This is a genomic window from Bradyrhizobium sp. Ken01 (assembly GCF_055807355.1).
In genome coordinates this window covers 1-14,467 of the sequence record NZ_JBVVPC010000025.1, presented here as the reverse complement: position 1 = coordinate 14,467, position 14,467 = coordinate 1, and the positions used below count along the sequence as shown (strand labels likewise).

14 protein-coding genes are annotated in these 14,467 nt (G+C 62.8%); 4 read left to right on the top strand and 10 right to left on the bottom strand.

The annotated features are described in order from the left end of the window. Positions 1-269: 269 nt before the first annotated feature. Positions 270-1,034: an outer membrane protein gene (locus AC0L3S_RS22695; RefSeq protein ID WP_007607557.1), complete on the bottom strand. Its 765-nt coding sequence runs from the start codon at positions 1,032-1,034 to the stop codon at positions 270-272. Positions 1,035-1,418: 384 nt separating this feature from the next. After that, positions 1,419-2,699, bottom strand: a complete 1,281-nt coding sequence (locus tag AC0L3S_RS22690; protein ID WP_473281370.1) for a L,D-transpeptidase — start codon at positions 2,697-2,699, stop codon at positions 1,419-1,421. Positions 2,700-2,946: 247 nt separating this feature from the next. On the opposite strand from AC0L3S_RS22690, the gene AC0L3S_RS22685 reads away from it, so the two are divergent. After that, the gene (locus AC0L3S_RS22685; RefSeq protein ID WP_473281366.1) at positions 2,947-4,086 is read left to right on the top strand and encodes a lysozyme family protein; all 1,140 of its coding nucleotides are present in this window, start codon (positions 2,947-2,949) and stop codon (positions 4,084-4,086) included. Between the two features lie 254 nt (positions 4,087-4,340). Here AC0L3S_RS22685 and AC0L3S_RS22680 read toward each other — a convergent pair whose 3' ends face one another. The 3 genes from AC0L3S_RS22680 to AC0L3S_RS22670 form a co-directional block, all read right to left on the bottom strand. Then, on the bottom strand, positions 4,341-4,691 hold the full coding sequence (locus AC0L3S_RS22680; RefSeq protein ID WP_081747933.1) for a hypothetical protein: 351 nt from the start codon (positions 4,689-4,691) through the stop codon (positions 4,341-4,343). Between the two features lie 435 nt (positions 4,692-5,126). Further along, a complete protein-coding gene (locus AC0L3S_RS22675) occupies positions 5,127-5,363 on the bottom strand; it encodes an HGGxSTG domain-containing protein (RefSeq protein ID WP_473281520.1) in 237 nt (78 codons plus the stop codon). A gap of 29 nt (positions 5,364-5,392) precedes the next feature. Next, on the bottom strand, positions 5,393-6,049 hold the full coding sequence (locus AC0L3S_RS22670) for a hypothetical protein (protein ID WP_473281364.1): 657 nt from the start codon (positions 6,047-6,049) through the stop codon (positions 5,393-5,395). A gap of 443 nt (positions 6,050-6,492) precedes the next feature. Between AC0L3S_RS22670 and AC0L3S_RS22665 the strand changes: the two genes are divergently transcribed. After that, entirely contained in the window at positions 6,493-7,467 is a 975-nt protein-coding gene (locus AC0L3S_RS22665) for a Bug family tripartite tricarboxylate transporter substrate binding protein (RefSeq protein ID WP_473281362.1), read from the top strand. Here the strand turns inward: AC0L3S_RS22665 and AC0L3S_RS22660 are convergent. Both AC0L3S_RS22660 and AC0L3S_RS22655 read right to left on the bottom strand, forming a co-directional pair. Further along, positions 7,454-7,939 carry an NUDIX hydrolase gene (locus tag AC0L3S_RS22660; RefSeq protein ID WP_473281360.1) on the bottom strand — a complete coding sequence of 162 codons (486 nt, stop codon included), beginning with the start codon at positions 7,937-7,939 and terminating at the stop codon, positions 7,454-7,456. The two genes, AC0L3S_RS22665 and AC0L3S_RS22660, sit on opposite strands and share 14 nt — an antisense overlap. A gap of 104 nt (positions 7,940-8,043) precedes the next feature. Next, positions 8,044-9,000: a lytic transglycosylase domain-containing protein gene (locus tag AC0L3S_RS22655; protein ID WP_473263411.1), complete on the bottom strand. Its 957-nt coding sequence runs from the start codon at positions 8,998-9,000 to the stop codon at positions 8,044-8,046. Positions 9,001-9,183: 183 nt separating this feature from the next. Between AC0L3S_RS22655 and AC0L3S_RS22650 the strand changes: the two genes are divergently transcribed. After that, positions 9,184-10,218, top strand: a complete 1,035-nt coding sequence (locus AC0L3S_RS22650; protein WP_473281358.1) for a L,D-transpeptidase family protein — start codon at positions 9,184-9,186, stop codon at positions 10,216-10,218. Here the strand turns inward: AC0L3S_RS22650 and AC0L3S_RS22645 are convergent. From AC0L3S_RS22645 to AC0L3S_RS22635, 3 genes are all read right to left on the bottom strand, one after another. Continuing rightward, a complete protein-coding gene (locus AC0L3S_RS22645) occupies positions 10,215-10,490 on the bottom strand; it encodes a hypothetical protein (protein WP_027516602.1) in 276 nt (91 codons plus the stop codon). The two genes, AC0L3S_RS22650 and AC0L3S_RS22645, sit on opposite strands and share 4 nt — an antisense overlap. Before the next feature lie 79 nt (positions 10,491-10,569). Beyond that, positions 10,570-11,424, bottom strand: a complete 855-nt coding sequence (locus AC0L3S_RS22640; RefSeq protein ID WP_473281355.1) for a VOC family protein — start codon at positions 11,422-11,424, stop codon at positions 10,570-10,572. A 146-nt stretch (positions 11,425-11,570) separates the two neighbouring features. Continuing rightward, positions 11,571-12,761, bottom strand: coding sequence for a urate hydroxylase PuuD (locus AC0L3S_RS22635; RefSeq protein WP_473281352.1), 1,191 nt, complete (start codon positions 12,759-12,761; stop codon positions 11,571-11,573). Between the two features lie 235 nt (positions 12,762-12,996). On the opposite strand from AC0L3S_RS22635, the gene AC0L3S_RS22630 reads away from it, so the two are divergent. Continuing rightward, entirely contained in the window at positions 12,997-14,337 is a 1,341-nt protein-coding gene (locus AC0L3S_RS22630; protein ID WP_473281349.1) for a PQQ-dependent sugar dehydrogenase, read from the top strand. Positions 14,338-14,467: the final 130 nt, after the last annotated feature.

The following is a 14,467-nucleotide window of genomic DNA, read 5'->3' as shown; positions in this document are numbered from 1 at the left end:
AGACGGCCGGCGCCGTGCGCGGCGCCCGTCGGCTTGCGTGGTGCGGTGTTAGCTGGGCGTGCAGCGATTGACCAAGGCTGGGTCGGCCGCGCTCTCGTTAAGCTCGTGATCTTGAGGTCAGAGACTCAATCTCGTCTCTCATCATATTCGGGGGCTGGACCAGCCGACGTCTGCTTTTCGACACCGAGCGGACCCCTGACTTTCAATACAGCTTGTGACCAACTACCGATGTCCGGCGACTGCACAACGATAAACCGAATAAGCTCTGCTCACCTACCCCATGGTCCGAACCTGAAATTCACGCCAACCATGGCCGTATCTATCCGGCGGCTAACTCGAATAGGCTCGATGAAACCAAACGCATCCTGTGTGTTGAGCGTCTGCGTACCGAAATCCATGTGGTCGTACTCCACGAAGACCGACCAGTTCGGCGCGAACAGATATTCGAGACCGCCTCCGACAATCCAGCCGGACCGGGTCTCGGCACCTGTGTAATTTGCGACGCCCATTCCAGTGATCGTGTAGTCAAGCTTTCCATGCGTCCAGGCCGCACCGCCCTTGGCGTAAAGAAGCGCCTGCGGAACGACCGCATAGCCAACCCGCAGCGTTGCGGTCGTAATCCAGGAGGTCCTCGCACTTAGGTCAAAGATGTTCGGGAATTGAGGGTCGGCTGGTCCTGGCACCACGTGGTTGCTGCCGCGGAGATCAGCAGCCTGGAACATGCCTTGCGCGCCGATCACCCAAGATCCCGCCTGATAATCGCAACCAAGCTGACCGCCACCGAGCACGCCCGAATTGCGCTCAGACCCTAGATCGAAATTTGGCAATCGTTGCGGGTTGACGTTGGTGTAACCTTGGCGGTCCCAGCCACCGCCGATATTTCCGCCGATGAAGCAACTCGTCCAGCTATAGATCGGAGCCGCCGCGGCCGGAGCTTTGGTGTAGGGGCGCGTGCCCAGATCAGCAGCCTGCGCTGTCGTTGCGGATACCGCGAGCGCAGCCAGCGCAATCCCCAAGAAATTCCGAAAAGACATCGCTGCCCCCAATCATCAAAGCAGAGTTTTTATCAAACATAGACGACCTGTATAACAAGCCCGCCGCGCATGTGTCGGTTTCCAAAGTGTCTGCTGCGCTTTTAGTTGGAGCTATGTTGCTTTGACGCGACACTGGTTTACGGCGCCATTGAGAGGACTATGCGGACAGCATCGTAGGGACCAAGCCGCTGATGGCCGCGATCGTGGCCTGAGACCGAACCGTCCTGGCTCCTCACCGCCCTCCCGGGGAAAGGTGTTTTTACACAGCCAAGACCATTAGCGGACCTCGCGCCGCTTTGGCTCAGGTGCGGACATCAAGTTGTCGTCGGACAATCCCAACGGGTCCCGCAGCGGCATCGTGTGTTGGTGGGTTGCGCCGCCGCGTCAATGCGTTACCACGATGAAGTCCGTGTCTTTTCCCGTCTCCTGGCTAATTCCGTTGTCGGAAACAATCAACGAAGAAGCCGGCGTCAGGAGTTCAGAGATCTTCTCAACCGTATCCTGGGGCATTTCGATACGGTTGAGCGCAGCGTTGGCTTTGTCGGGTAACGGTTCCGGCGCGGTTTGCTTCGCGGGCGCTTCTCGCCGTTTCGTGGCAGCTTCGGACATACGGGGCAATTCCTCCGGCATCGACACGACGCTCCAGCGAATAGCCGTTCCCTCGTTCTGGAATTCCATTGCGGTAAACACGTGCGTTCCCAGCGGCTCCTCCGGATTTTCGATCTTGACCGGGACATCAAACAACGGCGTGAAGCCCTGACGTACGAACAGCTTGCTCAACTTGCGAGTGACGAAGATGGAGATCGGGACGATCTTTTTAGGCCCGCTTGCAGCGGGAGCCGAGCCTGGCTCCTGGAGACTGGCGGCTTCTGGAGTCTCGGCGTTTGACACCAGTGATCCCTGCGTTGCCGCGGCTGCATCGATGCTCTTGGTTGCGACGGTGGCACTCTGGAATTCGGACGAACCGGACGCGGCTTTCGGTTGAAAAAGATGCGGATTGGCTATCTCGACCGGCTGGACATCACCATGCGCAATGATCACCCGCGTGCCGCGCTTCGTGAGATGCCAGAGTCGAACGGCAAAATCATTTTTCAAACGGATGCAGCCGTGTGACGCTGGATGCCCGGGCACGACACCGGCGTGCAACGCTATCCCTGACCAGGTGATGCGTTGCATGTAGGGCATGGGGGCGGCGCTATAAATATTTGAACGGTGCCATCGTTCTTTGCTGATGACGCTGAACACGCCGAGGGGCGTCGGATGCCCCTCCATTCCCGTGGACACCGAAGAGCGTGCAATCAGCGCCCCGTTGTCAAAAAGCGAGACCCGTTGGTCTGCGATCGAGATGATGATCTGGAGCGGGCCCTTCGGAAGGGGCTCCGGCCGAACGCTCTTCGCCGTTTCAGAGCTTGTCTGCCGGTGGTGGTGCTTGTCCTTGTACGGAGCGTATTGGCTTCGCCAGAACGTGTGTTGGGGTCCAAACAGAAATTGAGCGTGTGCGATCCCCGCAGGGAGCATGAAAATGGCGAATACAGCGGTGGTTATCGCGCGCTGCATTGCTGGTAATTCCTTAACGAACATCGCCCGGTCCCGTAGGCGCGACTCCATCGTTTCGAGACGATGCGCGAAGCCGAAGCCTGATGCGTCATCCTGACGGCGCGCCAAGCCTCTCCTCCAAATCTGGTCGCAGTGGGTCGAAAATTGGACGGTACTCACAATTACCGTGCGAGTTGCCGCTGAGACGGGCGCAATGGCTTGTGATCGACGCGTTGCAATCGGGCAACACGCTTCGGAAAAATTGACGAGCGGCGGTTCGCGCCATTGCGCGGCCCACATTGATCCCAAGGATGAGCCTCTTCGCATGCTTGGCTTTTCTACACGCTCCGGTGGAGCCTATGGGGGCGACGGCATCATGAACCCGCGGCGATTTGCGATAGTGGCGCCGACATTTTGCGGAACGGTCGTTCTCGCGGGGTGGATCGCTGGCTGGCTGGCTGGCTTCGGTCCGGCCGGCACCGAAAACTCCCGCGCGGTGACAATCCAGCAGCGCACAGCATCCCTCGCCGCCAGCGCGAGGCTCGCGGATGAACCGCAGGCAATCGCAATGGGCAACACCGGGCCCGCGAACGCCGCTGTTGCTAGCGCCGAAGTGGCGACGGCCGCTGAGCCCGCGGCAGGGACGGCCACCGACACGACGGTGGCCTCGGACAAATCGGAATCGATCGTCGTGGCCGCGTTGCCCGATCCGTCGCAAACGCTGTCGGCCGATTTACCGCCTGCGCAGGACACGGTGGACCTGGGCCACCACGATGTCGCCCAGCCGGCGCCGACCACGTGCGGTGCATCCGGCGGTGCCTCCAGCACGGGGCCGCAGGATTTCCGGTATCTCATTTGTTATGTCTGGTCCGAACTGCCGCCTGCCGAGAAGCCGGCGGCGATCGTCTTGCGTTCGTTCAAGGACATCCCGGTCGGAACGCCGGTGGAAGAGATCAAGCGCGCGTCCGACGCTTTCGGTCTGGATTTCAATTTCATGAAGGCCGTGGCCAAGGTCGAGTCCGGTTTCGATCCCAAGCAGCGCACCGGGTCGTATATCGGGCTGTTCCAGCTGAGCAAATACGAGTTCAGAAAATTCGGCGCCGGAGACATTCTTAATCCCCGCGACAATGCCGTCGCGGCAGCCTACAAGGTCATCACGGAAGGCATTCTATTCCAGTGGGTGACGCGCAGGAAGCCGGACTTGAACGATCTTTACCTGATCCATCAGCAGGGCTGGGAAGGCGCCGCGGAGCACCTCAGCCAACCCAATCGCATCGCCTGGAAATCGATGTGCGCCACCGGCGAAGGCAGGGAGAAGGGCGAAAAATGGTGCAGGCGCGCGATCTGGGGCAATACGCTTCCGGCCGTCAAAGAGGCGTGGAAATCCGTGGACAAGCTGACGTCGGAGGCGTTCGTCGGAATGTGGCGCGAGCGGGTTGCTCATTTCCAATCGAAATACATGGGCACCGCGACCGCCGACGCCGAGCGGGCGCAGGCACCAGTGAATATCCGTTGAGTGGCTAGCAGGCGTTGCCGCACCCGCGGGCGAACGGGGTTTCACCGTCGCCGGTCGCGCGGATGCACTTTACATCGTCAACGACGCGCTCGGGTCGTTCCTGCTGCTAGCGAGGCGATCGATCGGGTGCCGATGTCTGCTTGTGGTCCGAAAGCGAAGTGTCCGGCACGCCGGCAGCTAGGGCCATAGCGGACATCGAGAATACGCGGGCAAATCGACGCGAGTGACCCGAAGCGGAGCATTTGAAAGTGAAGTCAAGTCATGATTCCAGGCATGAAGCACCGGACGCGCGGATGGCCGTCTATGTAATGCCTCCAGACCATTGTACGGCCGAAGCGGTTTGGTTCTGTGACAACCGCACCGTCAGGTACGAGCACCCATTCGCCGTCGATGAGGACGCGGTAACGGCCCCGACTGGACTCCCAATCGGCATCGGACACGATGTATCCATCGGCATCGGTACAGCACTTTCCAAATTCGCTCTGCAAGCTTTCAAACCACGACTTCAGCGGAGAGTGGTCGTATCGGCCATCGTCGCGTGCAAGTACCGGCGTCAGTAGCAACGCTGAACCCAGCAACGATGCCGCAAGTTTCGCTGGAAACATCTGTTTGCCTCCGCGATATTCGCCGGCCGATCCGCTGGCTTGGTGCGGCTTAGGCTGGCAACCCGGAAACCAAGTCCGTTGCAACTGCCGCTGACGAGTGTCGATAGCTACAATCGCTCGATGCTGTGATGGGACAGTTCATTCCCATCGCCTACTGACGTGAGTCCGGCCATTCGAGCGAAGGTTCAAATACGCCAACGCTTCAACTAAAGGTCAGTGCAGCTGCTTCTTTGGCCTAGCTTGCACCTTGGCCGACCTCCAGGCTGGCGCCGGGCTTGTCCGCTCAGGACGGCGCAGCCGACCAAAGCCATCACAGACTTATGGAAACGACCCGCGGTGCAAGTCTGCAGGGCATCTGTTGCGGGTCTCAGCAAGCGTGTTCGTCAACAACGATTGCGGTCTTCGCTGGTTCGCCTTCAAGGTCTATCCGGCAACTCACGACAGCTCCCCAAGTAGCTTCAACGCATCATTCAGCAGCTCCCGGTCCTGCCTTCGTTCAGCGGCCGCATCACGCGTGAAGGCACCATGCGTCCGCGCATTCTGATTTCCCCTCGGCGCGCCCGATCTGCGTGCGCCGCCGTGCATGCGGCAGCGAGACTTGCCATGCACTGCGGGTGAGCGGCAGGTCGTGCCGTTTCGCGTTTCGGCGCCACAGCGCGGGCTCGTCCACATCGCGCTCGTGTTGCGGACGTGATTGCCGCTCATGCGTCGGCGCCTTGCCTCGATTCGGCCCTTTTGCATTCGCCGGCCTCGCGCGGCGGGACCGTTCCAGCGGCCGTCGCAAGGTTCGGCTCCGCGACGATCATGCTGGCATGTTGCGTGACGTTGCCCACGATCGCCCTGCCGCCATCCTGCACCGACAAATTCCGGACCGTGATCGCACGCTCGCCGTTGTTGCGGTGGCGGCTGAGTGCCTCGATCTGGCTTGCGAAGGTGCGGGCCAGCCGGGTCAGCGCGCGTGTGAGGTTCTCCTGCTGCGGGATGTCATCGGTGAGGGCGAGACGGCACGCGGAGCGCATCGCGGCGGCGTGAACGGACACCATCTGTACCGCGAGCATGGCCTCGATCGAGTCCTTCGGCGCGATGCTCTTCACCAGCGAGATCATGAAGGCGAGATTGGCTTCATCGGGCTTCCGTCCGGTCATGCTGGCCTTCACCAATTGCCTGAGCAGACCATGCAGCGCGTCGCAGTCGGCGGCACCGAGCGCCTCGGCGAGCAACCGTTCGCCGGCTTGCGGATCGGCATGGAGGATCGCAATCCGACGTTTGTAGAGCTTGACCCGCGGGCTCGCGGCGGGGCCGCTGCGATCGTTTGCCGCAACCGGCAGCGTGCTCTGGCGTTTCGAAGATGTCGTCATGTGCTGTGTCCTTTGCCCGCACGGGCGCGTTGCGCGCGACATCGATCGCTCGCCTGCTGCGCGCCTGTGAGATTTTCGAGATGTTGATGAAGGGCTTACGCGCAATCGCCACGCGACGCCCGTGGTCGGGCGGCGTGGAGGCTGACGATTGTTGCGATGATGGCATTCTGCCGGTGTTTTGCCCGACGAGTCAAACGAAGATTGCGAAGCGCGCAATCCTCGTTCGTCCAAGTCCCCGTTCGTGCAAGTGCTTGATCTCGCAAGCGTCGGCTACTGTGCATGGGGTTGTTTTTGCGTTTTTTGTTTTGAAGCGGCCCTGACCTGCCGCGCGACGGAATGCCAGCCTGCAAACGCGATTGCGAAATCCGGCGCCGCCGCTCATCATGATCCGCGAATCCGCTGCGTCATGGCAAAGCGGCGCGGTTCGTCTGGGGAGAGAACGAATGCAACGAACGCTTCGCCTGCTGGCGATCGTCGCCGGATTGTGCGTGACGACCGAAGCCCTCGCGCAAAAATATCCGGTGCGGCCGGTCAAGATCATGGTCGGCTTCAGCGCGGGCGGCCCGGTCGACGTCGTCGCGCGCATCGTCGCCGATCGGCTGAGCAACAAGCTCGGACAAGCTTTCGTGGTCGAGAACCGCGCCGGCGCCAACGGCATGATCGCAGCCGAAGGCGTCGCCCGTGCAGAAGGCGACGGCTACACGATGCTGGCCTGCAACTCCTCCACGATCACGCTCAACAAGACGCTGTTCAGGGATATCCGCTACGACCCGGACAAAGACTTCGCGCCGCTGACCACCGTCGTGTCGGCGCCGCTCGTGCTTGTGGTCAATCCGGAGAATCCCAAGACGGCCAACATCAACACGGTCGCCGATCTCGTCGCCGCGGCAAAGGCCGCGCCCGGCGCGCTTGCCTACGGCTCCGGCGGCAACGGCAATCTCGCCCATCTCGCCATGGAGCTGCTCAGCCAGAAGGCCGGCGTCAGGATGATCCACGTGCCCTATCGCGGTGGCGCTGCGTCCGAGGTCGGTATCCTCGCGCAGGAGGTGCTGGCGGTGTTCGATCCCTTGTCCGCCGTGCCGCTCGTGAAGGCCGGCAAGCTGCGCGCGCTCGCGGTGTCCTCAGCCGAGCGGCTGCCGGCGCTGCCGGATGTGCCGACCGTCGCGGAAGCCGGCTATCCCGGCTTCGACATCTCGTTCTGGGTCGGCTTCTTCATGCCGAAGACAACGCCCGCGCCGACGCTGGAGATGCTGCACCGGGAGATCATCGCGGCGGCGGCTGATCCGATGTTGAAAGAGCGGCTGGAGACGCAGGGCGTCGTGAGTGTGCTCAGCCCGGCCGAGTATTCCGTCAAGATCGCGAAGGAGACCAGGGAGCTCGCCGAAGTCGTGGCGGCCGCGAACATCAAGGCGGAGTAGGGCGTCTGCTTCGTGTGATGCCGACCACCTCAGCCAGCCGCTCGAGCAGCGGGCGCTGTCCCGCGTTGATCTTCTCGTGCGCTTCTGCGAGCGTGAACCATTCGGCACGATCGACCTCCGGGAAGGTCTGACGTTTGCCGCTGCGCGGCGGCCATTCCATTTCGAAATTGTTGCTGCGAATGCTGCGCACGTCGAGGTCGAACTCGGCCCCGAACGCGGTGACGATCTTGCCGCCGCGCTGCTTGATCTGACCAAGCGAAGTCAGCGGCGTGGATAGCTCAAATCCAAGCTCCTCGGCAAATTCCCGTTGTGCGGCGATGTCTGCGTCTTCTCCGTCGGCGTATTCGCCCTTCGGGATCGACCAGGCGCCGAGGTCCTTGTTGCGCCAGAACGGTCCGCCGGGATGAACGAGGAGAACCTCGATTCCCCGGCGCTTCCGATAGGCAATGATCCCGGCGCTCTTCGATGGCATCGCAGGTTCCGTGCAGGCGGCGCATAGCGTAGGTCAATTGGCCAGCGTTTCAACTGTCCACGGCCGCCAGAAGCCGCTCCATCGAGCGGCTTCCGGATTTCGCATCAGCCCGAAGATCGTTCGCGCGCTGCAACACGGATGGCGCGGGCCTTCGCGCTCTTTCCCGCCGCGCGCGCCGCGATCATGCTGCGTGCCTTGCCGTGGGTGCCGTTCCGGATCAGGGACGCGAGCCGCTTGCGTGCGCGGCTGGTCGTCAACCGGGCCGCCAGTTGCTCGGCCTTGCGAATGATGGTCGTGACAGAGGGCGTCAGGTTCACCGGAACCCAGGCGACGTCTTTCGTCTTGGACAGGCTGCCGATGCCCTCGCATGGAGCTTCGCGCGGCAGGTCGATCCGGATCGCGAGGGCTTCCGTGCGCTCGGTCCAGTCTTCGGCTTTGGTGCCGGTGATGATGCGGACATAGTCGCGGGTCTCACGCGGCAGCTCGGTCTCTTTGGCGAGCCATTTCTGGATCCGGCCGGGACCTGCGTTGTAGGCGGCTGCGGCAAGGCCGAGATTGCCGAAATCGTCGCGCAGCTTGCGCAGGAATTTGGCCGATGCCGGCAGCGCCTTCATCGCGTCGAACGGATCATCCAGCCCGACCTCCGCTGCGGTTTCCGGCATGAACTGTGCGACGCCCTGCGCGCCGGCCTGGCTGACCTCGTTCGACTTGAAACGGCTCTCCTGCCAGATCAGGCGTGCGAAGAACGGCACCGGAATGCCGCTGGCTTCGGCTGCGCCACGAAGCGCGTGGCAGAAGCGCTCCGTCGGCGAAACTGGCGCCTGCGCGACGGGTGCGACCGTATCCGGCGGCTCGGGTATCTCCTCATAGGCCGCACGTGCATTGGCAAGCTCGAGCGCCTGCACGCTTGCGAGGAACAGCTCGACCACCGGAACAAGTGGCGCGGCCTGAGTGTTTTGAAGAACGGTGTGGTCGAAAGCCGATGTTTGGCGGGACGCCGACGGATCGAAGTCGCACATCAGAATCATGAACGCGGCGCAAGCCGCGACGACAAATCGCATTTGCTGGAGCAACCTCGAACTGTGGGTGAACTGCCAGCGGTGCGCCGGCGATAAAGAGTTATTAACCGAGCGATTGCGGCAAAGCTGCGGTCTCGTCGGTTCCGCCGGTGTTACTACGGTGTTCCCGCCGGGAAACTCTTTTATCCGCGAAGTTGCGGGCATTGGCAAATTGGGACGAGCGAGATGATGCGATGGATGCTTGGCGCGGTGATTTCGCTGTCGGTGATCGCTCCGGCGCTTGCGGGCAATCTCGATGCAGCAGCGGTGAACGACGCTGCGCGTCCCGCAAAGCAAATTGCCAGCGACAAGCTCAACGCATCGATCGTGAAGCTTCAGATTCTGCTCGACCGGGCCCGGTTCTCGCCCGGGGAGATCGACGGCAAGCTCGGGGAGAACGCGCAGAAGGCGCTGAAGGCATTCGCCGAGCAGAACGGCGTTGCGTCCGACAAAACGATCGCACCGGAGCTTTGGGACAAGTTGAACGCCGCGAGCGAAGGCCCCGTCGTCGTCGAATACAAAATCACGGATGCGGATGTGAAGGGCCCGTTTCTGAAGGAGCTGCCCGGCAAGCTTGATGACATGAAGCCGTTGAAGGCGCTGAGCTACACCAGTCCGCTCGAAGGTCTTGCCGAGAAATTCCACATGAGCGCGGATCTGCTCAGGGCGCTCAACCCGGACAAGGCCTTCGACAAGTTGGGAGCGACCATCGTCGTTGCAAACGTTCCAGCCCGGCGAGAGCTTCCGCACATCGCGCGGCTCGACATCGACAAGAAGGACGGCACGCTGAAAGCATTCGACGATGGCGGCACCCTGATCGCGTTCTATCCCGCGTCAATCGGAAGTCCGGATCGTCCCACGCCGAGCGGTACGCTCAAGGTCACCAGCACCCATGAGAATCCGGTCTATCACTACAACCCTGACTACAAGTTCAGAAGCGTCAAATCGAAAAAGCCGTTCGACGTTCAGCCGGGCCCGAACAATCCGGTGGGAGCATACTGGATCGGGTTGTCCGCGCAGGGTTACGGCATCCACGGAACGGCGGAGCCCGACAGGGTCAGCAAGTCCGCGTCGCATGGCTGCGTCAGGCTGACCAATTGGGACGTGCGCGCGCTGGGCGAGCACGTCAAGCGCGGCACACGGGTGGTCTTCCTGGATGCGCCGACGGACTCCTCGTCCAGGCAGCAGGTGAAGTCCGCCGGCAAGCGCGCCTCGAACTAGTCTTTGGGAAAGTCCTTGCGCATCGCGATCTCGGCGGCATCGCCGGGCGATAGCACGGTCTGGTCGAACGCTGCTTGCGGCCTCGTCATGATATCGTAAAGCGAGATGCCTTTGATCGGCTTGCCCATGAGCTCGCGGACGCAATCGGCGAGCGTGCCGTTGTAGACGAGATAGGGCGGACCTCGATCCTTCTGCCTCTCGCCTTTCAGTGACGGCCACTTTTTCAGTTCGGCCGGCGCGTCATAGGCGATCGGCGATTTCTCTTTAAACATGCGCTTGGCCCCTGAAGGCGCGGGTAGCCCAGAAGCCTAGGGCGGCCCGGTAAAACGCTTGTTAAAGAATTAGTTCAAATCAGCCGGCAACAAAGGCGAGCAGGGTGCCGTTCGCCTTGGCCGGCGGTACGCAGATCGCAGACCCGCTGCGCACCGCTGCCGAACCGAGCGCCTTCTCGGTGGCCGCGAGATCGCCGCTCACGAGCACCAGGGCCGCGCCACCGCGTTCGGAAAGACCCGCGAGCGGCACGCCGGGACAGCGTTTGCCGAGCTGCTCCAGCGTCAAATAGACAAAGTGGGCACGATCGCCACCGGAGGCCACGGTCACCGCGCCGTCGGCCTCGGCCTTCGGCTCGCGGTCGATCAGCCGCCCCAGATGCGCGGCTTCCTTCGCAGGCTCGGGCGCAGCGATCAATGTCTGCTTGATGCGCTTTGCCGCATTGGCGTGCTTCATCAGCTCGGGAATCCACACCGTCTCACGCGTCTTGTGCTGGCAGGCGAAAATGCGCACGCCGCCGGGCGCTTCCGCGGTCGGCCACATGAAGGTGCGGAATTTCGCCGCCGAGATCGTGCCGTCAGGCAGCGTCACGGGCCGCTCGAAATCGGTCGGGCCGATCGGCTCCAGGCCGCGCGCGCGGATTTCCTCCGCGCCGGCGGTGGAATCGACCGCGGTGAAGGCGATGCGCTCGATGCCTTCGCGGCTGTCCAGGAAGGCACGCGCCGGCGCGTTGTGCTCGGTCGCCGCGAGCACGCCGAGCAGCTCCATATAATCCGGGTCGAACATGATGGTGTAGTTGCCGGTGCCCATATGTGCGCTGTGGGTGCCGCGGGGCGAGATGGTGAAGCCGAGCTGCCGGTAATTCTCGGCGGCTTTGTCGAGGTCCTGAACCATGACCACGGCGTGGTCGATACCGATGACGTTCTTGAGGGCCACTGTTCTCATCCCCGAATGCAAACTGACTTCAGGCCGCGCCGGGCCGCTGCTTCTGTCTACGCCGGATAGGCGGTCAAGTCATTTTCAAATCGGCCGGGAAGGGCAGAATTTCATTCCGCGAAACGCGATATCGATGCGCGATGGCGTCAGCGCGCCTGCTCGATATAGGCGGCGAGGGTGGCGCGCTCCTCGCTGGTCATTTCGGTGATGTTGCCCGGCGGCATCGCATTGGACCAGGCGGCGACGCGGCCGATCAGGCGGATGTTGCGATGGATGTGCTCGGGCGCGTCGAGCAATATGCCCTTCGGCGCGGTGATGATGCCGGCCCAGACCGGCTCGGCGGCGTGGCACATGCTGCAGCGGGACATCACGATCTCCTCGACATTGGCAAGCGTCGGCTGCGCTGACATCGCGCTTGCCTTGACCTCGCGCGGGCCGGCCGCCGAGAGAAAGAGAATTGCGATCACGCCGACCGCTGCGATGCCCCACACCCACCACGGCGATCTGCGCCCGGCATGCCCCTCGTTGAAGAAGTGCCGGATCACAGGCCCGAGCGCCAGGATGATCGCGACGATGATCCAGTTGAAGCGGGTGGCGTAGAGCAGGGGGTAGTGGTTGCTGATCATCAGCACGACGACAGGCAGCGTCAGATAGTTGTTGTGAACCGAGCGCTCCTTGCTGGTCTTGCCGAGCTTTGGATCGGGCGCCTGGCCCGCGATCAAGGCGGCTGCGATCTTCTTCTGGTTCGGGATGATCAGCGTGAAGACGTTGGCGACCATGATGGTGCCGATGATCGCCCCGATCTGATTGAACGCGCCGCGGCCGCTCAGCACATGGGTGAAGGCGTAGGTCAATCCGACCAGGAACAGATAGCCGCCGATCGCGAAGGGCAGCTCGCGCTGCGCGAGCCCGGTACGGCAGGCCCCTTCATAGAGCAGCCATGCCAGCGCGAGGCTGCAGAGGCTGAACAGGCCGGCCTGGAATGGCGTGAGGTCGAGGATCGACCTGTCGACCAGGAACAAATCGGCCTCGAGATAATATACCACTACCATCAGCGCGAAGCCGGACAGCCATGTTGTGTAGGCCTCCCATTTGAACCAGGTCAGCTCGTCCGGCATCTGGGCGGGTGCGACCAGATATTTCATGATCCAGTAGAAGCCGCCGCCATGGACCTGCCAGGCTTCGCCCTGCACGCCGTCCGGGAGATCGCTCCTGGGCTTGAGGCTGAGGTCGAGGGCGATGAAATAGAAGGAGCTGCCGATCCAGGCCATCGCGGCGACCACGTGCAGCCAGCGGAGCAGCAGGCTCGCCCATTCCGATATGATGGATCCCCACATGATCACCCCGACAGATGCGACCCCAATGCCACAGCTTTGATGACCGCAACCCGCGGCCCTGCCCTTACAATGTGTCGCACCGATCAGCCGCATTTTCCAGTACGATGGGCTGCGGCTGTTGCACATCGTGCGGGCATGAGCTGACGTGGGATTCGGCAGGCATTTGACCTGTCGCAGAACGCTTGCGTGTCGATCGGCGTTGATGCGCCAGACGCGACGGCCGGGAGGAGACGATTTGAAGAACAGGATTTCGTTCGTGGCGATATCCGCGGGGTGGCTGGTCGCGGTCGCGACCTGCGCACAGGCTGAGCCGGTGCTGCAGGGCAAGGAGGCCTACGGCGATTGGCAGGCCGACAAGCCCGGCACGGTCAGGTTGATCCGGCCGCAGGATCTGGTCAGGCCCGGCGCCACGCGGTCGGTTGCGAGTTCGTCGCGCGTGGTGCCGCGCCCGCCGGAGGCGGCGCTTCAGGTCCCGGCCGGCTTCAAGATCGAGCTGTTCGCCGAGGGTCTGCGCGCCCCGCGCATCGTGCGCGTGGCGCCGAACGGAGATGTCTTCGTCGCCGAGACGCGCGCGGGCAACATCCGCGTGTTGCGCGCCGGCGAAGGCGGCAAGGCCGCGACCAACGAGGTGTTCGCTGCCGGACTGAGGCAGCCGTTCGGCATCGCCTTCTTTCCGAACGGCGACAATCCGCGGTGGGTCTATGTCGCCAACACCGACAGCGTCGTCCGTTTTCCCTATCAGGCCGGCGATCTCAAGGCGCGTGGCAAGGCGGAGACGATCGTGGCGAGCCTGCCCCACGATGGCGGTCATTCCACCCGCGACATCATCTTCACGCCTGACAACAAGCGCATGCTGGTGTCGGTCGGCTCGCTCAGCAACGTCGCCGAGGGCATGGGCACGCCGCCGGGCGGCGTGGAAGCCTGGTCGAAAGCGCAACCGCTTGGTGCGGCCTGGGCCAGCGAGACCGAACGCGCCACCGTGCTCGCCTTTACCCCCGAGGGCAAGGAGCGGAAGATCTACGCCACCGGCATCCGCAACTGCGTCGGTCTTGCGATCCAGCCGCAGACCGGGCTGCCCTGGTGCTCGACCAACGAGCGCGACGGCCTCGGCGACGATCTCGTGCCTGACTATGTGACGAGCGTGAAGGAAGGCGCGTTCTACGGCTGGCCGTGGTTCTATATCGGCGGCAACGAAGACCCGCGCCACGCCGGCGCGCGGCCGGACCTCAAGGACAAGGTGACGATACCCGACGTGCTGGTGCAGCCGCACTCGGCCTCACTTGGCATGACCTTCTATCAGGGCACGCAGTTTCCATCAGAGTATCACGGCGACGCCTTCGCCGCCGAGCACGGCTCCTGGAACCGGTCGAAGCGCACCGGCTACAAGGTGATCCGGATCCGGATGAAGGACGGCAAGCCGACCGGCGAGTACGAGGATTTCGTCACGGGATTCGTCGTGAGCGATACCGAGGTGTGGGGGCGGCCGGTCGGTGTCGCCGTGGCGAAGGATGGATCGCTGCTGGTGTCCGAGGATGGCAACGGGACGATCTGGCGGGTGACAAGCGTGCCGCGATGAACGTGTACCCTCGCCCCTTGTGGGAGAGGGTGGCTCGCCGCGCAGCGGCGAGGCGGGTGAGCGACTATCTCTGTTGTCAAGTTGCATTGGCGTAGGCGGTGCGCGCATCGCGTGCCTTGGCGTTGAGGCG